18 protein-coding genes are annotated in these 22,121 nt (G+C 62.7%); 8 read left to right on the forward strand and 10 right to left on the reverse strand.

The annotated features are described in order from the left end of the window. Nucleotides 1–50: 50 nt before the first annotated feature. The 4 genes from folE to HX830_RS23830 form a co-directional block, all read right to left on the reverse strand. Nucleotides 51–596 carry a GTP cyclohydrolase I FolE gene (gene folE, locus HX830_RS23815; protein WP_017129709.1) on the reverse strand — a complete coding sequence of 182 codons (546 nt, stop codon included), beginning with the start codon at nucleotides 594–596 and terminating at the stop codon, nucleotides 51–53. Between the two features lie 78 nt (nucleotides 597–674). Continuing rightward, nucleotides 675–1,232, reverse strand: coding sequence for a Smr/MutS family protein (locus tag HX830_RS23820; RefSeq protein WP_103498210.1), 558 nt, complete (start codon nucleotides 1,230–1,232; stop codon nucleotides 675–677). 76 nt (nucleotides 1,233–1,308) lie between these two features. Further along, a complete protein-coding gene (locus HX830_RS23825; RefSeq protein ID WP_103498209.1) occupies nucleotides 1,309–1,629 on the reverse strand; it encodes a hypothetical protein in 321 nt (106 codons plus the stop codon). Between the two features lie 138 nt (nucleotides 1,630–1,767). Further along, entirely contained in the window at nucleotides 1,768–2,361 is a 594-nt protein-coding gene (locus tag HX830_RS23830; protein WP_103498208.1) for a cysteine hydrolase family protein, read from the reverse strand. A 219-nt stretch (nucleotides 2,362–2,580) separates the two neighbouring features. Here HX830_RS23830 and prmB point away from each other — a divergent pair, with 219 nt between their 5' ends. Both prmB and HX830_RS23840 read left to right on the forward strand, forming a co-directional pair. Continuing rightward, nucleotides 2,581–3,489, forward strand: a complete 909-nt coding sequence (gene prmB, locus HX830_RS23835; RefSeq protein ID WP_103498207.1) for a 50S ribosomal protein L3 N(5)-glutamine methyltransferase — start codon at nucleotides 2,581–2,583, stop codon at nucleotides 3,487–3,489. Nucleotides 3,490–4,005: 516 nt separating this feature from the next. Continuing rightward, nucleotides 4,006–5,679 carry a DEAD/DEAH box helicase gene (locus HX830_RS23840; RefSeq protein ID WP_103499836.1) on the forward strand — a complete coding sequence of 558 codons (1,674 nt, stop codon included), beginning with the start codon at nucleotides 4,006–4,008 and terminating at the stop codon, nucleotides 5,677–5,679. Nucleotides 5,680–5,858: 179 nt separating this feature from the next. Here HX830_RS23840 and HX830_RS23845 read toward each other — a convergent pair whose 3' ends face one another. Beyond that, on the reverse strand, nucleotides 5,859–6,626 hold the full coding sequence (locus tag HX830_RS23845) for a DODA-type extradiol aromatic ring-opening family dioxygenase (protein WP_103499845.1): 768 nt from the start codon (nucleotides 6,624–6,626) through the stop codon (nucleotides 5,859–5,861). A 110-nt stretch (nucleotides 6,627–6,736) separates the two neighbouring features. Here HX830_RS23845 and HX830_RS23850 point away from each other — a divergent pair, with 110 nt between their 5' ends. Further along, nucleotides 6,737–7,396 (forward strand): thiopurine S-methyltransferase, encoded by a 660-nt coding sequence (locus HX830_RS23850; protein ID WP_177102990.1) that lies wholly within the window; start codon nucleotides 6,737–6,739, stop codon nucleotides 7,394–7,396. 64 nt (nucleotides 7,397–7,460) lie between these two features. Here the strand turns inward: HX830_RS23850 and htpX are convergent, their stop codons facing one another. After that, nucleotides 7,461–8,348: a protease HtpX gene (gene htpX, locus HX830_RS23855; protein WP_103499304.1), complete on the reverse strand. Its 888-nt coding sequence runs from the start codon at nucleotides 8,346–8,348 to the stop codon at nucleotides 7,461–7,463. A 316-nt stretch (nucleotides 8,349–8,664) separates the two neighbouring features. After that, a complete protein-coding gene (locus HX830_RS23860) occupies nucleotides 8,665–9,876 on the reverse strand; it encodes a pyridoxal phosphate-dependent aminotransferase (RefSeq protein ID WP_103499336.1) in 1,212 nt (403 codons plus the stop codon). A gap of 226 nt (nucleotides 9,877–10,102) precedes the next feature. On the opposite strand from HX830_RS23860, the gene msrB reads away from it, so the two are divergent. The 3 genes from msrB to HX830_RS23875 all read left to right on the forward strand — a co-directional run bounded on the left by msrB (nucleotide 10,103) and on the right by HX830_RS23875 (nucleotide 11,599). Then, nucleotides 10,103–10,498 carry a peptide-methionine (R)-S-oxide reductase MsrB gene (gene msrB / locus HX830_RS23865; RefSeq protein ID WP_103499305.1) on the forward strand — a complete coding sequence of 132 codons (396 nt, stop codon included), beginning with the start codon at nucleotides 10,103–10,105 and terminating at the stop codon, nucleotides 10,496–10,498. A 160-nt stretch (nucleotides 10,499–10,658) separates the two neighbouring features. After that, entirely contained in the window at nucleotides 10,659–11,144 is a 486-nt protein-coding gene (locus HX830_RS23870; RefSeq protein WP_100940610.1) for a glutathione peroxidase, read from the forward strand. Continuing rightward, on the forward strand, nucleotides 11,141–11,599 hold the full coding sequence (locus HX830_RS23875) for a MarR family winged helix-turn-helix transcriptional regulator (RefSeq protein WP_177102992.1): 459 nt from the start codon (nucleotides 11,141–11,143) through the stop codon (nucleotides 11,597–11,599). The genes HX830_RS23870 and HX830_RS23875 overlap by 4 nt, the downstream gene beginning before the upstream one ends. Here the strand turns inward: HX830_RS23875 and HX830_RS23880 are convergent. Continuing rightward, nucleotides 11,586–13,904 (reverse strand): hybrid sensor histidine kinase/response regulator, encoded by a 2,319-nt coding sequence (locus HX830_RS23880; RefSeq protein WP_177102994.1) that lies wholly within the window; start codon nucleotides 13,902–13,904, stop codon nucleotides 11,586–11,588. The genes HX830_RS23875 and HX830_RS23880 overlap by 14 nt on opposite strands. A 167-nt stretch (nucleotides 13,905–14,071) precedes the next feature. On the opposite strand from HX830_RS23880, the gene HX830_RS23885 reads away from it, so the two are divergent. Together HX830_RS23885 and HX830_RS23890 are read left to right on the forward strand one after the other, a co-directional pair. Continuing rightward, entirely contained in the window at nucleotides 14,072–14,962 is an 891-nt protein-coding gene (locus HX830_RS23885; protein ID WP_103499308.1) for an ATP-binding protein, read from the forward strand. Next, nucleotides 14,959–15,441 carry a GAF domain-containing protein gene (locus HX830_RS23890; RefSeq protein ID WP_103499309.1) on the forward strand — a complete coding sequence of 161 codons (483 nt, stop codon included), beginning with the start codon at nucleotides 14,959–14,961 and terminating at the stop codon, nucleotides 15,439–15,441. The genes HX830_RS23885 and HX830_RS23890 overlap by 4 nt, the downstream gene beginning before the upstream one ends. A gap of 6 nt (nucleotides 15,442–15,447) precedes the next feature. Here the strand turns inward: HX830_RS23890 and HX830_RS23895 are convergent, their stop codons facing one another. Next, nucleotides 15,448–18,399 carry an HD domain-containing phosphohydrolase gene (locus tag HX830_RS23895; RefSeq protein ID WP_177102996.1) on the reverse strand — a complete coding sequence of 984 codons (2,952 nt, stop codon included), beginning with the start codon at nucleotides 18,397–18,399 and terminating at the stop codon, nucleotides 15,448–15,450. Nucleotides 18,400–18,459: 60 nt separating this feature from the next. Next, nucleotides 18,460–22,113, reverse strand: a complete 3,654-nt coding sequence (locus HX830_RS23900; protein ID WP_177102998.1) for a transporter substrate-binding domain-containing protein — start codon at nucleotides 22,111–22,113, stop codon at nucleotides 18,460–18,462. Nucleotides 22,114–22,121: the final 8 nt, after the last annotated feature.

The following is a 22,121-nucleotide window of genomic DNA, read 5'->3' on the forward strand; positions in this document are numbered from 1 at the left end:
TAGGTTTTCACACAGTCTGATGAGTGCCGGTTTTTTCATGTCGCCCGATCTTACTTGATCAGCGCCAGGAACTCGCTGCGGGTCGCGGCGTTTTCGCGGAACTCGCCGAGCATCACCGAGGTGATCATCGACGAATTCTGTTTCTCCACACCGCGCATCATCATGCACATGTGCTTGGCTTCGATCACCACCGCGACACCCAGGGCCCCGGTCACCTGCTGGACCGCGTCGGCGATCTGGCGGCTGAGGTTTTCCTGGATCTGCAGGCGCCGGGCGTACATGTCGACGATACGCGCGACCTTGGACAGGCCCAGCACCTTGCCGCTCGGGATGTAGGCCACGTGGGCCTTGCCGATAAAGGGCAGCAGGTGGTGTTCGCACAACGAGTAGAGCTCGATGTCCTTGACCAGCACCATTTCGCTGTTGTCGGAGCTGAACAAGGCACCGTTGGTGACTTCTTCCAGGGTCTGTTCGTAACCGCGGCAAAGGTACTGCATGGCTTTGGCGGCGCGCTTGGGCGTGTCGAGCAGACCTTCGCGGGAGACGTCCTCGCCGAGTTGGCCGAGGATCGCGGTGTAATTCTGTTCCAGGGACATGAAGCTACCTGTGGGAGTTTACGCAAAGAGCAAGGATACGGCGGCTGGCAGCCGCCTGCAAATTCGATGACGGTTCGGTTACTCGTCGCGACCTTCCATCATGGTTCGTTTCAGCATCACATACACCGCGCCCGCGCCGCCATGCTTGGGCTGGCAGGAGGTGAACCCCAGGACCTGGGCGTGCTGACGGAGCCAGGTGTTGACGTGGCTCTTGATCATCGGGCGCTTGCCGTCCAGGCGTACGGCCTTGCCGTGGGTGACGCGCACGCAGCGGATTTCGAATTTGGTCGCCTCGGCAAGAAACGCCCAGAGGGTTTCCCGGGCTTTTTCCACACTCATGCCGTGCAGGTCGAGACTGCCTTCGAAGGGGATCTGGCCGATCTTGAGCTTGCGCATCTGGCTTTCCTGGACCCCGTCACGGGCCCAGTGCAGGTCGTCTTCGGGACCGACGTCGATGACGAACTGGTCGGACAGCCCGTCCACCGCGGTGTCCTGCACCCGCACCGTGGCCGCCTGGCGCAGCTTGGCCAGTTGCGCACGGTCGGACTTGGGCTTGCCGGTGTCGGCACGGTCATGCTTGATCGGCTTGACGCCACGGATCTCGCTTTTGAACAGGGAAAAGTCGTCGTCTTGCATGTCAGCCTCCGCAGGGCCTGGCAGTTTACCCAAGTCCCCCGGGTGTCGTCACAGTCGATTGCGCGCAGGTGCTTGATCAGTCGTGCTTTTTCATCAGGTGGGGGGCGATGTTCAGTCCATGGCGGCTGCGCATCCGACGACGGCTGCGGCGCCACAGCCAGACCCCGAACCAGAGCGTCAGCACGCCCACGCCCAAGGCCACCGCCGAACCGGTCGGCGTGGCATTCAAATCCCCGAGTGCCGGCGCATGGCCGAGCAGGCTGGCCGCCCCGGCCATCACCAGCAACACCCCGAAGGTGGCCAACAGCGCCGCAATGGCAGCGCTCAAACGCGAGCCCCAGGTGCTCTGGCCCCGGGGACGCAGGCGGCGAGCGTCAAAACCATCGGATATCTTCATTCCGATTTCCTCTATGAGTATCGGCCCTTCGACCGGGAGATGGTCGGCTTGTTCCTGATGTGTCCGGGAAATCGGAAAATGAGACGCAATTGACAGGACTAATGGATGGGCGGTCGCCAGGACAACCCATCGCCGCCGCTAGCCGATCAGGTCTTTGGTCTGCGCCAGGGTGGCGAAATTGTCCGCCATGATCGCCATCTCGGTGCGCTGGACCTGGGCGGCGCTGATGATTTCATCCTTGTAGGGCAGGTCGCGGGTCGCGCAGGCATCTTCCACCAGGGTGCAGCGGAAGCCCAGGTTCTTGGCCGCGCGCACCGTGGTGCTGACGCTGGAGTGGCTCATGAAGCCGCAGACGATCAGGTCCAGGGAGCCGAGTTCCTGCAGGTGCTTCTCCAGGCCCGTGCCGTGAAAGGCGCTGGGCAGCAGCTTGCCGATCAGGGTTTCGTCGCCCTGGGGTTCCAGCCCCGGAATGAACTCACCGCGCTCGCCCTGGGGATCGAACAGACCGCCCACGGTGCCCAGGTGACGGATATGCACGATAGGCCGTCCGGCCTGGCGGGCGGCGGCAACCAGTTGCTTGATATTGTCGACGGCAGCGTCCATGCCGGACAAGGCCAGCGGGCCACTGAGATATTCTTTCTGGGCGTCGATGATCAACAGGCTGGCATGGCTCAGATTGGCGGCTGCATAACCACGACCGCTGAGTTGAAACATCGTCTTTGGAACGGACATTCGGGGCTCCTTTGAGTGGGGCTTTTACCGCATTGTCCTCCGGCTGAGCGCGTATGTGAATCGCAACCCGTGCAGGCGGCGTGGTTATTGGGCTGTAGCCGTGTCAAGGGTTGTTTGCCGGCGTGCGAAACCGCGCTCGATGATGTCTTTTTGCCTTATTTTCACCCGGTGCTGGTTTGACTGTTAGAATCCCCCGTCGTTTTTTTCAGGAGCCTCCCCGTGATCAATTCCCGCCTGCGCACGCTGCGCGACCATATTCGTTGGGCTGTCAGCCGCTTTCATGGCGCGGATCTGTTTTTCGGCCATGGCACCGACAATGCCTGGGACGAGGCGCGTCAATTGGTGCTGGGGGCCTTGCACCTGCCTTGGGAAATTGCCGATAGCTATCTCGACTGCCGCCTGGAAGACGACGAACTGAGCCGTTTGCAGCACTTGCTCAAGCGCCGCATCGAAGACCGTGTGCCCACTGCTTACCTGTTGGGTGAGGCGTGGTTCTGCGGCATGTCGTTTATCGTCGATGAGCGGGTGTTGATTCCGCGTTCGCCGATCGGCGAGTTGATCGAAGGCCACTTTGCTCCCTGGCTGGCGAATGAGCCGGCGCGGATTCTCGACCTGTGCACCGGCTCCGGCTGCATCGGCATCGCCTGTGCCTATGAGTTCCAGCAGGCGGAAGTGGTGTTGGCCGACCTGTCTTTCGAAGCGCTGGAAGTGGCCAACCAGAATATCGAGCGCCATGGTGTCGATGAGCGGGTGTTCACGGTCCAGGGTGATGGCTTCGATGGTCTGCCCGGTCAGCGTTTCGACCTGATCGTCTCCAATCCTCCTTATGTGGATGCCGAGGACTTTGCCGACATGCCGGAGGAATACCAGCACGAGCCCGAGCTGGGCCTGGCCTGCGGCGAAGACGGCCTGAACCTGGTGCGACGGATGCTGGCCGAGGCGGCGGATCATCTGACCGAGAAGGGCCTGCTGATTGTCGAGGTCGGCAACAGCCAGGTGCATGTCGAGGCGTTGTACCCCGAGGTGGATTTTGCCTGGCTGGACTTCGAGCGGGGCGGGCATGGCGTGTTCATGCTGACCGCCGAGCAGTGTCGTGCGCATCAGGCGCTGTTTGCCGCGAAAATCTGAAGAACGACACCGACCTGTAGGAGCAGGGCTTGCCCGCGAAGCTTTTGGCGCCCTCAAGGACGCCTTCGCGGGCAAGCCCGGCTCCTACAGGTTTTGCCGTGTTCTGGAGATCGCCGAACGCTTGAGCAATCCTGGCGGACATATTCCCGACGAGTGAACCGTTTAAGTCGCCAGGCCCGCCCGGCAAGGTGAGCCAGAGGCAAACCTTCCCTCGGTTATCCGCAAAGCCCGCCATAGAGAGGCGTGCAGCGATATTTCGAGATAAATAAATCTCCCTTTTTTCGCCAATTCCGGTATAGTGCGCGCCGGCCTTTAACCGGGCCGCGTTTAGGTAATGCAATTCCCCGAAGTCAGCTTCGGCTGCTGTCCGCCATGCGGACTATCCTTGACGATTCTTTCATTCAATCGTTTTCGCAAATCCCCGCCGACAAAGCTGCCAGGGTGACTCTCAGAGTCTTACAAGGCATGCGCAGCTTTGGAGCATGGGTCTTTGCGGATGCACTTAGAGGCAGACCCATGACCCAGGAAATCGGCGGCTTCGCCGCTTTTAATCTTAATCCGAATATTCTTGCAGCCGTCACCGCGACTGGCTACGAAGAGCCTTCGGCTATCCAGCAGCAATCGATCCCGATCATCATGGCCGGCCACGACATGATTGGCCAGGCGCAAACCGGTACGGGTAAAACCGCTGCGTTCGCCCTGCCGATCCTGCATCGCATCGATCCTGCTAAGCGCGAACCGCAAGCCCTGATCCTGGCGCCAACCCGTGAGTTGGCGTTGCAAGTAGCAACCGCTTTCGAAACCTACGCCAAGCAAATGCCGGGCGTTACCGTTGTGGCCGTTTACGGCGGCGCGCCCATGGGCCCACAACTGAAAGCAATCCGTAATGGCGCACAGATTGTTGTCGCCACTCCGGGCCGTCTGTGCGACCACCTGCGTCGTGACGAAAAAGTCCTGGCCACCGTGAACCACCTGGTTCTCGATGAAGCGGACGAAATGCTCAAGCTCGGCTTCATGGACGACCTGGAAGTCATCTTCAAGGCCTTGCCGGCAACCCGCCAGACCGTTTTGTTCTCGGCGACCCTGCCGCAGTCGATCCGCGCCATTGCCGAACGCCACCTGCGCGATCCGCAACACGTCAAGATCCAGACCAAGACCCAGACCGTGACCGCGATCGAACAGGCTCACCTGTTGGTTCACGCCGACCAGAAGACCTCGGCTGTGCTGAGCCTGCTGGAAGTCGAGGATTTCGACGCCCTGATCATGTTCGTGCGCACCAAGCAAGCGACCCTGGACCTGGCCAGTGCCCTGGAAGCCAAAGGCTACAAAGCCGCTGCGCTGAACGGTGACATCGCCCAGAACCAGCGTGAGCGCGTGATCGACTCCCTCAAGGATGGCCGTCTGGACATCGTTGTGGCGACCGACGTTGCTGCTCGTGGCCTGGACGTTCCGCGCATCACTCACGTATTCAACGTCGACATGCCGTACGATCCTGAGTCCTACGTTCACCGTATCGGCCGTACCGGCCGTGCCGGTCGCGAAGGTCGTGCGCTGTTGCTGGTGACTCCACGTGAGCGCCGCATGCTGCAAGTGATCGAGCGTGTAACCGGTCAGAAAGTTGCCGAAGTCCGCCTGCCGGATGCCCAGGCCGTTCTCGATGCGCGCATCAAGAAACTGACCAACAGCCTGTCGCCACTGGTAGCCGATGCTGAATCGACCCACGGCGAACTGCTGGATCGCCTGACCGCCGATATCGGTTGCAGCCCGCGTGCCCTGGCCGCGGCCCTGCTGCGCAAGGCCACCAATGGCCAGGCGCTGACCCTGGCGGCGATCGAGAAAGAGCGTCCGCTGGTGCCGAACAACGCGCCACGTGGCGATCGTCCGGAGCGTTCCGGTGACCGTCCCGAGCGTAGCGATCGTGAGCGTCGTGCCCCGGTGCCATTGGCCGAAGGCCGTGCCCGCTGCCGTACCGCGCTGGGTGCGCGTGACGGTATCGCCGCCAAGAACCTGCTGGGTGCCATCCTCAACGAAGGTGGCCTGGCCCGTGAAGCGATCGGTCGCATCCAGGTGCGTGACAGCTTCAGCCTGGTGGAACTGCCGGAAGATGGTCTGGAGCGTCTGCTGACCAAGCTGAAGGACACCCGTGTGGCTGGCAAGCAGCTCAAGCTGCGTCGCTACCGCGAAGATTGATCAACCCCCGGGTTGATTGATCGATAAAAAAATCCCCGACTGGTTCGGGGATTTTTTTTGCCTGCTGTAGGAGCGAGCTTGCTCGCGATGGGCGTCAACGATAACGCGGGGCGTCTGATACCCCGCGGTGCCTGAGCCATTATCGCGAGCAAGCTCGCTCCTACAGGGGATTGGTGGGGTCAGGCGAAGCGATAGATGTCCATGCCCAGCGCGCCCATGGTGAACCCCTTGTGGGCGATGCTCATCTGGCCACCGGCGCCACGGGCGAAATACAACGGCAGCAGGTGCTCGTCACTGGGGTGGCTGCGCACGGCGTAGGGCGCCTGTTTGCGGTAGTCGTGCAGGGCGGCTTCGTCATCGGCAGCGAGTTTGTCGACCATCCAGTCGCGGAAGGCCTTGGCCCACGGCTCGATGCTGTCGGGGCCGGCATGCCAGTCCAGTTCTCCGAGGTTATGGGTAATGCTGCCGGAGCCGATCAGCAGGATGCCCTGGGCCCGCAGGCCGCTGAGGGCATGCCCGATACGGGTTTGCAAGGCAGGGCCCATGCGGCTTGGCAAGGACACCTGGACCACCGGGATATCGGCTTGCGGGTACATCAGCGACAGGGGCACCCAGACCCCATGGTCGAATGGGCGCTGGTCATCGAGGCGGGCGGCCAGGCCGTCGGCGTTGAGCAGGGCGACAATCTCGGCGGCCAACTGCGGTTCGCCGGGTGCCGGGTACTGCACGGCGAACAGTTCCCGTGGAAAACCACCGAAGTCGTGCCAGGTTTCCGGCTGCGGATTGCTGCTGACCCGCAGGTCCTGGCTTTCCCAGTGGGCCGAGACGATGACGATGGCCTTCGGTCGCGGCAGCTCGGCCGCCAGGCGGGCCAGGGCCGGGCCGCTGGCGCCGGGGTCCAGGGCCAGCATGGGTGAACCGTGGGAGATGAACAGGCTGGGGAGCATAATGAAAGTCCTGAGCGTCAAGTTTAAGATGACGCCATCTTCAATCAGATCATTGATCTAAATCTAATATAAGTTTTAGTGCTTTTTGATCGAATTTTCAGGGTGAACCTATGCAACCGGAATTTTGGCACAAGCGTTGGGAACACAATCAGATCGGCTTTCACCTGGAGCAGGTCAACCCCCATCTACAGCGCTTCTGGCCCGACCTGGCGCTGCCGATAGAGGCGCGGGTGCTGGTGCCCTTGTGTGGCAAGAGCCTCGATCTGGCCTGGTTGGCGGCCCAGGGCCTGCGCGTCTTGGGGGTGGAGTTGTCGGAGAAGGCCGTGGAGGCGTTTTTTGCCGAGCAGCAGCTCAAGCCGCTGATACGCCGGCAGGGTGAGTTCATGGTCTATGAGGCGGGTCCGCTGGAACTCTGGTGTGGAGACTTCTTCGCCTTGACGGCCGCCGACGTGGCCGACTGTGTGGGGCTGTATGACCGGGCGGCGCTGATCGCCTTGCCACCGCCAATGCGCGAGCGTTATGCGGCGCATTTGAGCGGGATACTGGCGGCGGGCACCCAGGGCTTGTTGATCACCCTCGACTACGATCAGACCCAGCTCGACGGGCCGCCGTTCGCCTTGCTCGATGGCGAGGTCCGGCGCTTGCTGGAGCCGCAGTGGCAGCTTCAGGTGGAGGATGAACAGGATGTGCTTGGCGAGAGCTGGAAGTTTCTCCAAGCTGGTGTGACCCGGCTTGATGAGCGGGTTTACCGGCTGGAGAAGGTTTTGTAATCAGGGGCGGGAAATGCAAAAGGGCGACTTTCGTCGCCCTTTGCGTTGTGCCTGTGAGGTCTGATCAGCCGCGACGACGCAGGGCTTCGATACGCTCTTCCAGCGGCGGGTGGCTCATGAACATCTTCGCCAGGCCCTGTTTCAGGCCGCCGTTGATACCGAAGGCGTTCAGGGTATCCGGCATGTGCACCGGCAGGCCCTGTTCGGAGCGCAGGCGTTGCAGGGCGCCGATCATCGCGGCGGTACCGGCCAGGCTGGCACCGGCTTCGTCGGCGCGGAATTCACGCTTGCGCGAGAACCACATGACGATGGCGCTGGCCAGGAAACCCAGGACCAGTTCGGCGAAGATGGTCGCCACGTAGTAGGCGATACCCTGGCCCTCTTCGTTCTTGAAGATGACCTTGTCGACGAAGTTGCCGATGATCCGTGCAAAGAACATCACGAAGGTGTTCACCACGCCCTGTATCAGCGCCAGGGTGACCATGTCGCCATTGGCCACGTGGCCGATCTCGTGGGCCAGCACGGCCTTCACTTCATCGGGCGAGAAGCGTTCCAGCAGGCCCTGGCTGACCGCGACCAGCGCGTCGTTCTTGTTCCAGCCGGTGGCGAAGGCGTTTGCCTCGTAGGCCGGGAAGATACCCACCTCGGGCATCTTGATCCCGGCGTCGCGGGACAGTTGCTCGACGGTTTGCAGCAGCCACTGCTCATGGCGGGTACGAGGCTGGGTGATGAGCTGGGTGCCGGTGCTCATCTTCGCCATCCACTTGGAGATGAACAACGAGAACAGCGAACCCGCGAAACCAAAGACCGCACAGAAGACCAGCAGCTGATTGAGGTTGAGATCAACCCCGTTGGCCGCCATGAACCCGTTGAAGCCGAAAAGGCTCAGGGTGATGCTGGCAATCAGCACGACCGCCAGGTTAGTGGCCAAGAACAGCAGGATGCGCATCATGGTTGAAAGTTTCTCCTCAGCTAAAGATGTAGCGTCATGCGGGGTATATAAGGTGCAGCTGCGACCTATTCAACCGGGTGACTATTTCAAACTGTGTCCTACAGCTTGATTCTAGCCGCTTGCCAGTCATTTCCTAATGGAGGGCTTGGGTTTTCGAGGCGTTGCAACGCCGCACGCCCCTTTGAAACCGGGGGATGTGCTGGCAATGAGAGAGGTTCCCTGGCCGGCGGCATGCTGACGCAAAGACATACAAAAAGAAATGGGGGCAAAGCGCTTTCCTGCGACTCTCGGATGAGTCGCAGGAAAGTGTAGGAAATTACTGGCGGTAGGTTTTCAGGAACGAACCGATGCGCCCGATGGCCTGTTCCAGGTCATCCACCCGTGGCAGGGTGACCACGCGGAAGTGATCGGGCCATGGCCAGTTGAACGCGGTGCCCTGGACCACCAGCAGCTTTTCCGAGATCAGCAGGTCGAGGACGAACTTCTCGTCGTTGAGAATCGGGCAGACTTTCGGGTCGATCCGCGGGAAGGCGTAGAGCGCGCCCATGGGTTTCACGCAGCTGACGCCGGGAATGTCGTTGAGCAGTTCCCAGGTGCGGTTGCGTTGTTCCAGCAGGCGACCGGCCGGCAGCACCAGGTCGTTGATGCTCTGGTAGCCGCCGAGGGCGGTCTGGATCGCGTGCTGGCTCGGCACGTTGGCGCACAGGCGCATGTTGGCCAGGATGTCGATGCCTTCGATATAGCTCTGGGCATTGTGCTTGGGACCGGAGATCGCCACCCAGCCGGAGCGGAAGCCCGCGACCCGGTAGGACTTGGACAGGCCGTTGAAGGTCAGGCACAGCAGGTCCGGCGCCAGGGATGCGGTGCAGACGTGTACGGCATCGTCGTAGAGGATCTTGTCGTAGATCTCGTCGGAAAAAACCACGAGGTTGTGCTGGCGGGCCAGTTCGAGCATGCCCAGCAGCACCTCCTTGGAATACACCGCGCCCGTCGGATTGTTCGGGTTGATGATCACCAGGGCCTTGGTATTGGGGGTGATCTTGGCCTTGATATCGGCCAGGTCCGGCCACCAGTTGGCCTGTTCGTCGCACAGGTAGTGCACCGGGTTGCCGCCGGCCAGGCTCACGGCGGCGGTCCACAGCGGGTAGTCCGGTGCCGGGATCAGTACTTCGTCGCCATTGTTGAGCAGGGCCTGCATGGACATCACGATCAGTTCGGACACGCCATTGCCCAGGTAGATGTCTTCGATGCCGACACCTTCGACCTGCTTCTGCTGGTAGTACTGCATGACCGCCTTGCGGGCGCTGTACAACCCCTTGGAGTCACTGTAGCCCTGTGCGGTCGGCAGGTTGCGGATCACGTCCAGGAGGATTTCGTCCGGGGCTTCGAAACCGAAGGGCGCCGGGTTGCCGATGTTCAGCTTGAGGATGCGATGGCCTTCCTCTTCCAGGCGTTTGGCGTGCTTGAGCACCGGGCCGCGAATGTCGTAGCAGACGTTGGCGAGCTTGTTCGATTTGCTGACCTGCATGGCGATGTAATCCTGAAAATGGACGATCCAGGCGGTCTCGTCGAGGCCGCTATGGCAATACTGCGTTTTCACCTCGTCCCATGGTCCCCGGCCGCCGGCTTGGAAAATCCGTTTGAATGCGTCGGACGCGGGTGCCAGACTGGCGTTTGACGAGGCGCAATCATACGTGCCACCCGATCCGTGGAAAAGATACAGATCGGGGTTTTTCAGCCGCCGAGGTGTGACGATGGAAAAGTTGGAAAAAACCCTGGACGAATGGCGCGCCATGCTCGACCCGGAGCAGTACAACGTGTGCCGGCTCAAAGGCACGGAGCGGCCGTTTTCCGGCAAATACAACGGCACCAGGACCGATGGGGTCTATCACTGCATCTGCTGCAATGAGCCGCTGTTCGATTCCCGCGCCAAGTTCGACTCCGGCTGCGGCTGGCCGAGCTTCTACCAGCCCATCGGCGACAGCGCGATGGTCGAGATCCGCGATATCAGCCACGGCATGATCCGCACCGAAGTGGTCTGCGCCAAATGCGACGCGCACCTGGGCCATGTGTTTCCCGACGGTCCGCCGCCGACCGGTTTGCGCTACTGCATCAACTCCGTGTGCCTGGATCTGGTGCCGCGGGGCTGAGTCCGGTTCTTGCGCGGTGTCCCGGAATTCAGGGCCCGCGCCAAGCCCGGCGGGGGAGTCTGTGTGGTCGTGGCTTATAAAGCTCCATCCACCCCGGTTATTAAATTGTGTGCAATTCAATTGCTCGCTATCTTGTTCGACATTCATTGGAGGAACTGTCATGAGCGATAACCTGCTGAACATCCCTTGCACCACCATCAAGGGTGAGCAAAAGACCCTGGGCGACTTCGCCGGCAAGGCGATCCTGGTGGTCAACACCGCCAGCAAATGCGGTTTTACCCCTCAGTACAAAGGGCTTGAGCAACTCTGGCAGTCCTACAAGGACCAGGGGCTGGTCGTCCTCGGTTTCCCCTGCAACCAGTTCGGCAAGCAGGAGCCGGGTAACGAAGGGGCGATTTCCGAGTTCTGCGAGCTGAACTACGGCGTCAGTTTCCCGCTGTTCAAGAAGATCGACGTCAACGGCGACGGCGCCCACCCGCTGTTCGTCCAGTTGAAGAAACGCGCGCCGGGGTTGCTCTGGTCCCAGGGCATCAAGTGGAACTTCACCAAGTTCCTGATCGGCAAGGACGGCCGTCTGGTGAAGCGTTTCGCGCCCACCACCAAGCCCGAGAACCTCACCCGCGAGATCGAAGCCCTGCTTAAATGAACGACCTGTCCAGCGATTCGCTGAGCCTTGACTCCCAGCTCTGCTTCAAGCTCTACGCCGCTTCACGGGCAGTGATTCGGGGCTACAAGCCGATGCTGGAACAGTTGGGCCTGACCTATCCGCAGTACCTGGCGATGCTGGTGCTGTGGGAGTGGCATGACGGCGCACCGGCGCAACCGACGGTCAAGGCCCTCGGTGAGCGCCTGCTGCTGGACTCGGGGACGCTGACGCCACTGCTCAAGCGCCTTGAGCAGATGGCCTTGGTGCAGCGCCGGCGTTCGGCCCTCGACGAGCGTGAAGTGCACCTGAGCCTGAGTCCCGCCGGAGTGGCTCTGCGCGCGCAGGTGCTGCCGATCAAGGCACGCCTGCTTTGCGACAGTGGTCTCGATCTGACCCGGCTGGATGAACTGCGCGACGGTCTCGACCAGTTACTGACCCAACTCAAGCCGTTGTAGCCGGTACCCACTGTTCGAGCAGGGCGATCAGCTCTTCTCGGCGGAAGGGCTTGGCCAGGTAGTCGCTCATGCCCGCGGCCCGGCAGCGTTCACGTTCCTCGGGCATGGCGTTGGCCGTCAGCGCCACGATCGGCAGGTTCGGCCAGCGCCCGCTGCGGCGAATCTGCCGACTGGCTTCGTAGCCGTCCATGACGGGCATATTGCAATCCATCAGCACCAGGTCGAACACCTGCTGTTCCAGTTGGCTCAGCGCCTCGCCGCCATGGGCGGCCACCGTTACTTCGCAGCCGAGCTTGCCGAGCATGCCCTTGGCCACCAGCTGATTGACCGGATTGTCCTCCACCAACAGGATCCGGGCCCGGCGTAGCGGCTGGTTGTCCCGCGGCTGCACGTTCAGCTCGGCCGGGTCATCGGGCAGCAGGATGCGCGCCAGTGTCTGGTACAGCGCGTTGCGCGCCAGCGGCCGGGCCTGTTGCTGCAGCGGGGTGAGGGCGTTGGCCTGTTCGGTGGGCATGAAGTTGCCATAGGCGGTGACCAGCAGGATCGGCGCGCTGATCGCTGGCCGCAGGCCGAACAGGCATTCCGGGCAGTCGGTGATCAACAGGTCGGGGCTGACCCCCGCCAGGCTGTCGTCCAGCCCGTAGCGCTGGTAGTCCAGGCCCCAGACCGGCAATTGGTGGCTGAGCAATTCGCTCAGGCCGCTGGTGCTCGACGTCACGGCGATGACCTTGCCGGTGAGGCGTCGCGGTGTCGCGGCCGGCGTGTGCCCGGGCAAGGGCAGTTCGGCACAGAACTGGCTGCCGAAACCGACTTCGGAATTGATCGTCAGGCTGCCTTTCATGGCCTCGCACAGGTTGTAGGTCAGGGTCAGCCCCAGGCCGGTGCCGCCGTACTGGCGGGTAATGCCGGCGCCGGCCTGGGTGAAGGGCTGGAAGATCTTGGCCTGGGCCTCCTGGGCGATGCCGATGCCGGTGTCGCAGACTTCGATGCGCACGCCGTTGTCGCGAGCACTCAGGCGCACATCGACGCGGCCGAAGCGGGTGAACTTCAACGCGTTGGACAACAGGTTGCTGACGATCTGCCGCACCCGCGTCGGGTCGCCCAACACCAGGGCCGGGAATTGCGGGTCGATCAGGCAGGCCAGTTCGACGCTGGGGGCGGCGTTTTGCGAGAGCAGGTTGGCGGTGTCCTCGACCAGGGCGCCGAGGTCGAAGGGGATGCGTTCCAGCTCCAACTGGCCGGCGTCGAATTTCGACAGGTCGAGGATATCGTTGAGCAACTCCACCAGCACCTTGCCGGAGTCGTGGGCAATCGACAATTGCTGGCGTTGCTCGGCGTTCAGCTGGCTGTCCAGGGACAGGGCGATCATGCCCAGCAGGCCGTTCAGGGGCGTGCGGATTTCATGGCTCATGTTGGCCAGGAACGCCGAACGGGCCTGGGCCATGTCCAGGGCCGTGCGGCGCGCCACTTCCAGTTCTTCGTTGGACTGGCTCAGCCGCGCGTTGCTGGCCTTGAGTTCGGTGGTGCGCGCCGAGACGATATTCTCCAACTGGCCGAGGTAGTCGGTCAGGCGGTTTTCGGCGCTGCGCCGCTGCTGGATCTCGGTGCCCATGTTTTCGAATTGCTGGTTGGCGACCTTGACCAGTACGCCGATTTCATCGTGTTCATGGCCGGGGGGAAAGGCCAGGCGCGCCTGTTTCGACTGGCCCGGGGTGCTGCTGCTGAGCGCCTCGATCACCCGCACCAGGGGTTTGGTCAGCATCGTATAGAACAGCACGAGAAGGATGATGGTGAGGATCAGGCTGCGGACAAAACCGTTGAGCAGGGTGATCTCGGCCCGATGCAGGAAGCGGATACCGAAGGTGTAGGTGTCGATATCAAGGTGCAGGGTGCCCAGGGATTCGTCTGGCAGATGGCTGAGATAAAGCCGGTCTTCGAAGGTGCGATCAGAGCCGAACAGCCAATCGCTGATCATCCGATAGCTGCCTTCCTGGCGCGGTCGCTCGACGCTGGCCAGGACCATATTGTTGTTGTCGATCAACTGCGCGCGCAGCACCGCCGGCGAGTGCAGCAGGCCAAGGGCCAGTTCCTGCGCCAGTTCGGCGTCGATGTTGTAGGCGATCCTCGATGCCGGGTTGTGGCTGATTTCCAGCAGGGAAAGGATTTCACGGTTGATCGAGGCGCTTTCGCTGGCATAATCGATGCCGATTTGCAGCAGACTGAGCAGTGTTCCCAGAATGAAGCCGACCAGCACCGTCAACCGGGCTTGTTTGTAGGACAAGCGGTGGGTGAACTTTATATCCATGGGGTGGTGTACCACTTTCCTTTCCCTTAGCCCGGCAAGCATAGCTGATTCGATGCGTGCACCGGCAGTGGGGGATTCGATACGCGCGGTGTGCAGTCTGCCAGAGCTTGCAGGCGCCCGGCGGCGCCAACGCGACATCATCGTATGAACTTGCCTGAGGAAACGTCGTGGATTCTCGATTGAATGCCTTTCTTGAGCGTGCCGATGCGGTGCTCGCCCGTCTTGAACCCCTGTTGCCGGCACCGCGCCAGGCCATCGACTGGAACGGCTGCCTGGCGGCCCGCTGGCAGCGCGAAGGGCGCAGCGGTTATCTGTTGCCGCTGGAGGTCAGCCTGGACATGCGTTTGTCCGACCTGATCGGCGTCGACAAGCAACGCGAGCAACTGGCGCGCAACACCCGCCAGTTCCTCGATGGCCTGCCCGCCAACCATGCCTTGCTCTGGGGGTCGCGCGGCACCGGCAAGTCCTCGTTGGTGCGCGCCTTGCTCGCCGAACATGCCAAGGCCGGTTTGCGCCTGATCGAGATCGAGCGCGATCACCTGGCCGACCTGCCGCGGGTGGTGGAGCAGTTGCAAAAGCTGCCCCAGCGTTTCGTGCTGTTCTGCGATGACCTGTCCTTCGAGGCCGGTGAAGGCGACTACCGTGTGCTCAAGAGTGTGCTCGACGGTTCCCTTGAACAGGCCCCGGACAATGTCCTGCTCTACGCCACCTCGAACCGCCGGCACCTGGTGCCCGAGAAAGAGAGCGACAACGAAAACTGGAAGCGCGTCGACGGCGAGCTGCACCCCAGCGAAGCGGTGGAGGACAAGATTGCCCTGTCCGATCGTTTCGGCCTGTGGCTGTCGTTCTATCCCTTTACCCAGGAGCACTTCCTCAGCGTTGTCGAACACTGGATCGGCGAGTTGGCGCTCAAGGCCGGCCTGGCCTGGCAGCGCGACGAGGCGCTGGATATCCAGGCGGTGCGCTGGGCCACCGGACGCGGCAATCGCAACGGTCGCTGCGCCTATCAGTTTGCGCGTTATTGGGTGGGTTTGAAGTTGTTGGAGCAGGCACCATGATCGATTTGCAGAACACCGGGGCCGGCCTCGAGGGCTATGGTCTGTTGCACGCACAGCTGGAATCGTTGCTGGCGGACGAGCGGGATTTCATCGCCAATGCCGCGCAGTTCTCGGCCTTCCTGTTCAATCAGCTGGATGACCTGAATTGGGCCGGTTTCTACCTCAATCGCCATGAGGAACTGGTCCTTGGGCCGTTCCAGGGGCAGATCGCCTGCGTGCGCATCCCCTTCGGCCGGGGCGTCTGCGGCACCGCCGCGGCCACCCGGGAAACCCAGCGGGTCGAAGACGTGCATACGTTTGCCGGGCATATCGCCTGCGACAGCGCCTCGAACAGCGAGCTGGTGGTGCCACTGGTCAAGGACGGCCGCCTGATCGGCGTGCTCGACCTGGACAGCCCGAGCCTGGCCCGCTTCACCCTCGAAGACCAGGCCGGGATCGAACACCTGGCAGCGATCTTCCTGCGCCTGACCGACTGCTGAGGCGACTCAGGCGCCCAGACCGGCCTTTTCCAGCAGCGACTCGGCATCCACCGTGTCGATCTGCTGGGGCAGGACGTGTTGCCGGGCGTACGCCAGGTAGATTTCCTCACGGATAAACAGCTCGAACAATTGCGGGTCGATATGGGCGTCGCGGCACATGCCGGCCATGATGCCCAGCGCTTCGCTCAGGGTCTTGCCCTTTTTGTACGGGCGATCGGCGGCGGTCAGCGCCTCGAAGATATCGGCAATCGCCATCATCCGCGCCGGCAGGCTCATCTGTTCGCGCTTCAGGCGCTTGGGGTAACCGGTGCCGTCCATTTTCTCGTGGTGGCCGCCGGCGATCTCCGGCACGGCGGTCAGGTGCCCGGGAAACGGCAGTTGATCGAGCATCAGGATGGTCTGCACCATGTGATGGTTGATGATGTAGCGCTCTTCGCGGGTCAGCGTGCCGCGGGTAATGCTCAGGTTGTACAACTCCCCCCGATTGAACTTGTAGGGCGGCACGTCGAGCTGAAAGCCCCAGCGATTGTCGGCGGGGATCAGTTCGGCCTCGTTGCGTTCGAACAGATGCTCGGGCTTGTCCGCCAGCAGCGCTTCGGTGGCCGGCAGGGGCGCGGCGGGGCTGCGTTCCTGGCGGAGCTTTTCTTCCCAGGACACCCCGAGACGATCGTCCAGCGTGCGGGTCCAGGTGCGTTGGGCAATCCGCTGCAGGTGTTCCAGGTCGGCTTCGGCCATGGCCTCGCCGCCCAGGTTGCAGTGGGCGACAAAGGCGAAGTCCTCGTCCAGGGCCGTCAGGCTGGCGTCGCGCGCCCGGCCCAAGTCGGCTTCGTCGCCACCCAGCGCCCGGCCTTGCCAATAGTCGACCCAGGCATCGCGCTTGAGCACTTCGAAGCGGGTGCGTATTTCGTGAATGCGGTCGTACAGGGTTTCCAGCTTGGTGGCCTTGTCGACCACGTATTCGGGAGTGGTGACCTTGCCGCAGTCATGCAGCCAGGCAGCGACATGCAGCGCCTCCCATTCGTCTTCGCTGGGTTGGTAGCCTTTGAACGCCGGTGTCTGGCTGGCCGCGGCGGCCTCGGCGATCATCAGCGTCAGCACCGGCACCCGTTGGCAGTGGCCGCCGGTGTAAGGACTCTTGGCATCGATGGCGCCGGCCAATAACTGGATGAACGCGTCCAGCAGTTGTTTCTGCCGGGCTTGCAGGCGCTGGCTTTCGATGCAGGCGGCCGCGGTGCCGGAAATGGCGCTGATAAAGGCGATGCGGTCCGGCTGCAGGTTCTCCATATCGGTCTCGGTGCCACTGTCGGGCAGCAGCAGGGCGAGGACGCCGACGGTTTCGCCATGGCGGTTGTGCAAGCGGATGCCGATCAGGTGAATCCGCGGGCTCTCCAGGGCGAGCATGACCTTTTGCAAGTCGGCCGCCTGCTCGAAGCCGAGGGTGGCGACCACGTTGTCCTGCCGGTCCAGTGCCTTGAGCCAGTCCGGGCGCTGTTCGTCAGCCTCGGCTGCACCGCGGATATCGAAGTGCCGGGGATCCTGCTGGACACCATCGATGATCAGGGCATGGGCTTCCAGCTGGCGGCTGTCGCTGTCCAGCAGGTAGATCAGCCCGGCGCGGGCCTGGGCGATTTTCAGCGTTTCCTCGAGCACCCGTTGCAGCAGGGGATCGAAGCGGGTTTGCGCCGAGAGGCTGGAGGCGATTTCGAAGAAGCTCGCCAGGGTCTGCTTCATTCGGATCATCGAGGTCGCCAGCCGGTCGACTTCCAGCACCGGCGAGCGCGGTGTCGCCGGGTGGTTGAAGTTGAAGCTGCGAATCGCATCGGCCTCCTGTACCAGGGTGTGCAGCGGCTTGACCAGCAGCCTGGACGTCAGCCAGCCCAGGGGCAGGCACAGCAGCAGGGTGGCCAGGGTGATCAGCGCGCCTTGCCAGCGGATCCGGTAGGCGTCCGCCAAGAGTTCGTCTTCCGGAACCAGCAGGGCCAGTTGCAGGCCCTTGGGCCCGCCTTCGGCGAGTTGCGTACGGGCGACTATCCATTGCCGTTGCGCGCTGTCCAGGTGGTGCTCGGTGCTGCTGCCCGGTTCCATGAAGCGTTGCAGGATCGGGCTCAGATCCTGGACCCGGGGCAACCGTGCGTCGCTGCTGTGGCCGATCAGCCGGGCGTAGTCGGGATAGGCCACGGCATTGTCGTGTTCATCGAACAGGACGATTTCGGTCGAGGGCGTGACCTTGTGTTTGTCCAGGGTCGCGGAAAGATCCGCCAGGGTCAGGTCGGCGGCGATCACCACGTTGGCGCTGCCGCGCCGGGCGAGGGTGGTGCCGACATTGTGGGTGGAGAAAAACAGGTAGGGCGCGGTGGTGATCTGGTCGCTGTCCTTCAGGGCGCTGTTGAACCAGGAGCGTACGCGGGGATCGTAGGCTTCGCGGTGATTGTCCTGGCGGCTGATCAGTTGCAGGGCCGCGTCGTAGAACAATGATTCGGACTTGACCCCCGCGACGCCGGGGTCGCGCTCGATACTCCAGACCTGGAAGGCGGCGTTCTCCGGTGCCTTGAAATAGGCGCGCAGGGCGCTGTCGCGCAGCGGCCGGACCATGAAGAAGTCGCCATCGGCGTAACCGAGGTACAGCGATGCCAGGTTCGGGTTGTCGTTCAGGGCCTGGGTGAAGGGCTTGAGCAGTGCCAGCCGTTGCCCAAGCGTAAGGGCCTGGGTGCGATCGTCGATGGCCAGCAGGCTCAGCAGATGACGAATCGGCTGGTAGGTGTGCAGCAGATCCAGCTGTACATCGTCGCGGACCCTGCCGAAGATTTTTTCGCTGCTGGCGAGAATGATCTGCGTGGTTTGCCGGTAGTTGAACAGCCCCAGCAGGGTGCCGGTCAGCAGCAGCAGGCAGGTGAACAGGATACTGATGTGCACGTGCAGCGCCAGCCGGCGTCTTTCGCGTTGCATGGGACGGGGCATCGCTGATCTCCCTGGGTGATGGGGCCGTGCTCAGCGCCCAAGGATAGCCAATGTCCGCTGTCAGGTGTGCTCCTGGCCGGGCATTTTTTCAGGCGGCGGGCCGGTGTGCTCGCGCAAGGCCGTTTCGAGTTCGAGCAAGGCCTGCACAATCGCCTGCCGGGCGCTTTCGATCTGCGGCCTCGGAGCGTCCTCCTGGCATTGTTTTTCCAGGATTTCGCAGTGTTCCACCAACGCGTTGGCCTGGGCGATCCGCGCCGCGCCCTTGATCTTGTGGGCCATGTCGATGAGGGGTACCAGGTCACCGCTGATGGGCAGTCCGAGCAGTTCCTCGCGGTCCGCCTGGCAACTGCTCAGCAGCTCGTCGATCAAGCGACGCATCAGCAGCGGCTCGCCCCCGGTCAGGGCGTGCAGGCCGTCGAGGCTGAAGGCGGCCTGGCTCGGACGCGGGCGCGGCGTGACGTCGGCGAGTTTCTGGTTGAGGGTGGTCAGGCTGATGGGCTTGAACAGGCAGTCGTTCATGCCGGCTTCCTTGCAGCGGGTGCGTTCCTCGGGCTGGGCGTTGGCGGTGAAACCGAACACCGTGCAGGCCGGGAGGTCATGGCGGGCTTCATGTTCGCGCAGGCGGCGGGTCATCTCGTAGCCGTTCAGGACGGGCATGTTGCAGTCGACGATCACCAGGTCGAAATGCCCGTCTTTCCAGGCCTGCAAACCGGTTGCACCATTCTGTGCGGTGCTGAACGAGTGGCCGAGAAAGCCCAGTTGCTGGCACATCAACAGGCGGTTGGCCGGGTGGTCGTCCACCACCAGGACATTCAGCGCCTGCAGCGCCGGGGTCAGTTCCGGATCGCGCCGGGCGGTGCCTTGAGTGGCTTCGAGGCAGTCCAGTTCCAGGGCCACCACCACTCGGGTGCCTTCGCCCGGCACGCTGGACAGGCTCAGGGTGCCACCCATCATTTCGCACAGGCTGCGGCAGATCACCAGGCCCAGGCCGGCGCCGCTACGGGCCAGGTGGCCGGAGTTGTCGGCCTGTACAAAGGGCTCGAACAGCCGGGCCTGATCGGCGGCGCTGATGCCGATGCCGCTGTCCTGGACGGTCAGGGTCATGTTCGTCCGTTGCGCCACCGCGGTGGGCTGCATCTGCAACGAGATGGTGACCTGGCCCTGCTCGGTGAACTTGATGGCATTGCTGATCAGGTTGGACAGGATCTGCTTGAAGCGCAGGGGATCGATCAGGATGTCGCCGATGTCCTGGCGTTCAGGCAGCTGCACCACCAGGTCCAGTTGCTTCTGCCGTGCCAGGCCATCGAAGACCCGGACCACCGATTCCACCAGTTCGCCGAGGTTGACCCGCTCGGGGGACAGGCTCAGGCGACCGGACTCGATGCGGGCGATATCGAGGATATCGCCGATCAGTTCCAGCAGGTCCTTGGCCGAGTTGTAGGCGACTTCGATGGCGGGGCGATCGAGGTGGCCCTGGTCCGCGCGCTTGAGGGTCAGTTCGAGCATGCCGATCACCGCGTTCATCGGCGTGCGGATTTCGTGGCTCATGGTTGCCAGGAAGGTGCTCTTGGCCCGGTTGGCGCTGTCGGCCTGGTCCTTGGCCGCGCGCAGTTCTTCGAACAGTTCGCGGCGTTCGCTGATGTCGATCCAGCCGCCGATGATGCCCTGCACCTCGCCCAGGGAGTTACGGTAGGGCAGGATCCAGTGATAGATGGTCATCCGGCGGTCGCCGATATGCAGGGTGCGGTCGCAGATCTGCGCCGTGCCTTCGTCCATCACCCGCTGGTAGTCGGCCTGGTATTCCCGGGCCTCGAAGGCGTTGCCCTGGTAGGCGTCCATGACCCGCTTGCCGATCACATCCTCGAGCTTGGTCGAGAAGGCTTGCAGGTAGCTGTCGTTGCAGGTCTGCAACAAGCCTTCGCGATCACGCACATAGATCGGGTGCGGGGTGCCGTTGACCAGCGCGCGCATGAATTCGAACTGGTCGCTCAGGGCCCGCTCGGCCAGTTGCCGTTGTCGGATCTGCCGGCGCATGTAGGCGTTCCAGCCCAGCGAGAGCAGCAGCAGCGCGCCGGCCCCCATGACGATCTGCAGGATCAGCCGATGGTAGTTGCGCCAGTAGCTCTCGGACGATGGTGTGTAGCCGCGCCAGCGACTGTTGATGATGCCCAGTTCGTCCGGGGCGATGCTCAGCAGCGCCTTGTCGAGAATCGAGCCCAGCTCCGTGGCCCCACGGGCGGTGGCCAGGGCGAAGATCGCCTGCTGGGTGCCGATGGTCGCGCTGATCTGCAGCTTGTCGTCGAAGGTTTGCGAAGCGATCAGGTAGTTGGCGATCACCAGTGAACTCACCGCGCCTTCCGCCTGGCCCTGGGCGAGCAGTTCGACCGCCTTGAGGCTGTCGTCGGTTTCAATCAGCTTGATCTCCGGGAAATCGCTGCGCAGGTAGTCGATCAGCGGGTTGCCGCGGATCACCGCCAGGCGCCGGCCCTGCATCTGGTCGAGGTTGTTGACGCTGTCGCGGCCCTTGGCCGTCAGCAGCACGAACGAGTTCTCCATGTACGGCCGGCTGAAATGCAGGATGTTCTCGCGTTCATTGGTCGGGCTGACGGCGGCGATAATGTCGGCCTGGTTGTTTTTGATCCGGTTGATCATGTCGTCCAGGCTGCGCGAGCGCTGCACGTCGAAACGCAGGCCGGTGCGCAGGCGGATCAGTTCCAGCAGGTCGGCGGTGACGCCACGGAAGCTGTTGTCGGCGTCGAAGAAGGTGATCGGCGCCAGGGCTTCGTTGACCACCACGCGGACCACCGGGTGCTCCTTGATCCAGCGTTCTTCGCGCGCGGTCAGTTGCAGCTTGTGGTCGGTCAGCAGGATGTCGCTGCCGGCGCTCCAGCGGTGGGCGATACTCTCGCGCTCGCTGGTGGGGATCGCTTTCAGGGTGGCGTTGACGGCGCCCAGCAGGGCGGCGTTGTCACCGCGCACGGCAAAGCTGAAGCCGTAGGCCTCGTGCTTGCCGAAGTTGGCCATTTTCACATTGCGCAAATAGCCCTTGTTGATCAGGTAGTGGGTCGAGATGGTGTCGCCGAGAAACACGTCGGCCTGGTCGAACGCCACGGCGTTGAGCGCGTTCAGGTAGGACGGGTAGAACTGCAGCGTGGCGTTGGGATAAAGGCTCTTGATCTCGTCCAGTGGCAGGTAGTGGTAGACCATGCTCAGGCGCATGCCCGCCAGGCCATCGCTCAGGGCGCGGGTTTCGTTTTCACGGGTGACCAGCACCGGCTGGTCGATGGCGTAGGGGGTCGACAGCGCGATGTTCTTGTTCACCGCCTCGAAGCCGTTGGCGCTGCCGAGCAGGTCGATTCGGCCTTGTTCGAGGGCACTGATGGCGGCTTCGCGGGTGGCAAAGCTCTGCACCTTGATCGGCAGGCCCAGGGCCTTGGCCAGGATACCGGCGTAGTCGGCGGTGATGCCTTCATAGTCATGGCCGCTGACGGTCATGTCGAAAGGCGGGTAATCCGGAGCGGAGGTGCCGAGCACCAGCTCGCGCTTGTCCTCGACCCAGCGCCGTTGCTCCTTGTCCAGCACGACCTCCATGTGGCTGGCGCTTGAACGGCTGAGTAATGAGAAGTGGGTGATACCCGGGGTCTCTGCAAGCGCTGACAGGCACAGGCACAAGCCTGTGATCACCATCAGATAGTCCTTTATGCGCATGGGCATTGGTTTTC

It is taken from the genome of Pseudomonas gingeri, from assembly GCF_013385425.1.
In the GTDB taxonomy this organism is placed as follows: Bacteria; Pseudomonadota; Gammaproteobacteria; order Pseudomonadales; family Pseudomonadaceae; genus Aquipseudomonas; species Aquipseudomonas gingeri_D.

Excerpts from the sequence above, each read along its gene's own strand:
- folE (WP_017129709.1), bottom strand. The coding sequence starts at position 596 with ATGTCCCTGGAACAGAATTACACCGCGATCCTCGGCCAACTCGGCGAG.
- HX830_RS23820 (WP_103498210.1), bottom strand. The coding sequence starts at position 1,232 with ATGCAAGACGACGACTTTTCCCTGTTCAAAAGCGAGATCCGTGGCGTC.
- HX830_RS23825 (WP_103498209.1), bottom strand. The coding sequence starts at position 1,629 with ATGAAGATATCCGATGGTTTTGACGCTCGCCGCCTGCGTCCCCGGGGC.
- HX830_RS23830 (WP_103498208.1), bottom strand. The coding sequence starts at position 2,361 with ATGTCCGTTCCAAAGACGATGTTTCAACTCAGCGGTCGTGGTTATGCA.
- HX830_RS23840 (WP_103499836.1), top strand. The coding sequence starts at position 4,006 with ATGACCCAGGAAATCGGCGGCTTCGCCGCTTTTAATCTTAATCCGAAT.
- HX830_RS23845 (WP_103499845.1), bottom strand. The coding sequence starts at position 6,626 with ATGCTCCCCAGCCTGTTCATCTCCCACGGTTCACCCATGCTGGCCCTG.
- HX830_RS23850 (WP_177102990.1), top strand. The coding sequence starts at position 6,737 with ATGCAACCGGAATTTTGGCACAAGCGTTGGGAACACAATCAGATCGGC.
- htpX (WP_103499304.1), bottom strand. The coding sequence starts at position 8,348 with ATGATGCGCATCCTGCTGTTCTTGGCCACTAACCTGGCGGTCGTGCTG.
- HX830_RS23860 (WP_103499336.1), bottom strand. The coding sequence starts at position 9,876 with ATGCAGGTCAGCAAATCGAACAAGCTCGCCAACGTCTGCTACGACATT.
- msrB (WP_103499305.1), top strand. The coding sequence starts at position 10,103 with ATGGAAAAGTTGGAAAAAACCCTGGACGAATGGCGCGCCATGCTCGAC.
- HX830_RS23870 (WP_100940610.1), top strand. The coding sequence starts at position 10,659 with ATGAGCGATAACCTGCTGAACATCCCTTGCACCACCATCAAGGGTGAG.
- HX830_RS23875 (WP_177102992.1), top strand. The coding sequence starts at position 11,141 with ATGAACGACCTGTCCAGCGATTCGCTGAGCCTTGACTCCCAGCTCTGC.
- HX830_RS23880 (WP_177102994.1), bottom strand. The coding sequence starts at position 13,904 with ATGGATATAAAGTTCACCCACCGCTTGTCCTACAAACAAGCCCGGTTG.
- HX830_RS23890 (WP_103499309.1), top strand. The coding sequence starts at position 14,959 with ATGATCGATTTGCAGAACACCGGGGCCGGCCTCGAGGGCTATGGTCTG.
- HX830_RS23895 (WP_177102996.1), bottom strand. The coding sequence starts at position 18,399 with ATGCCCCGTCCCATGCAACGCGAAAGACGCCGGCTGGCGCTGCACGTG.
- HX830_RS23900 (WP_177102998.1), bottom strand. The coding sequence starts at position 22,113 with ATGCCCATGCGCATAAAGGACTATCTGATGGTGATCACAGGCTTGTGC.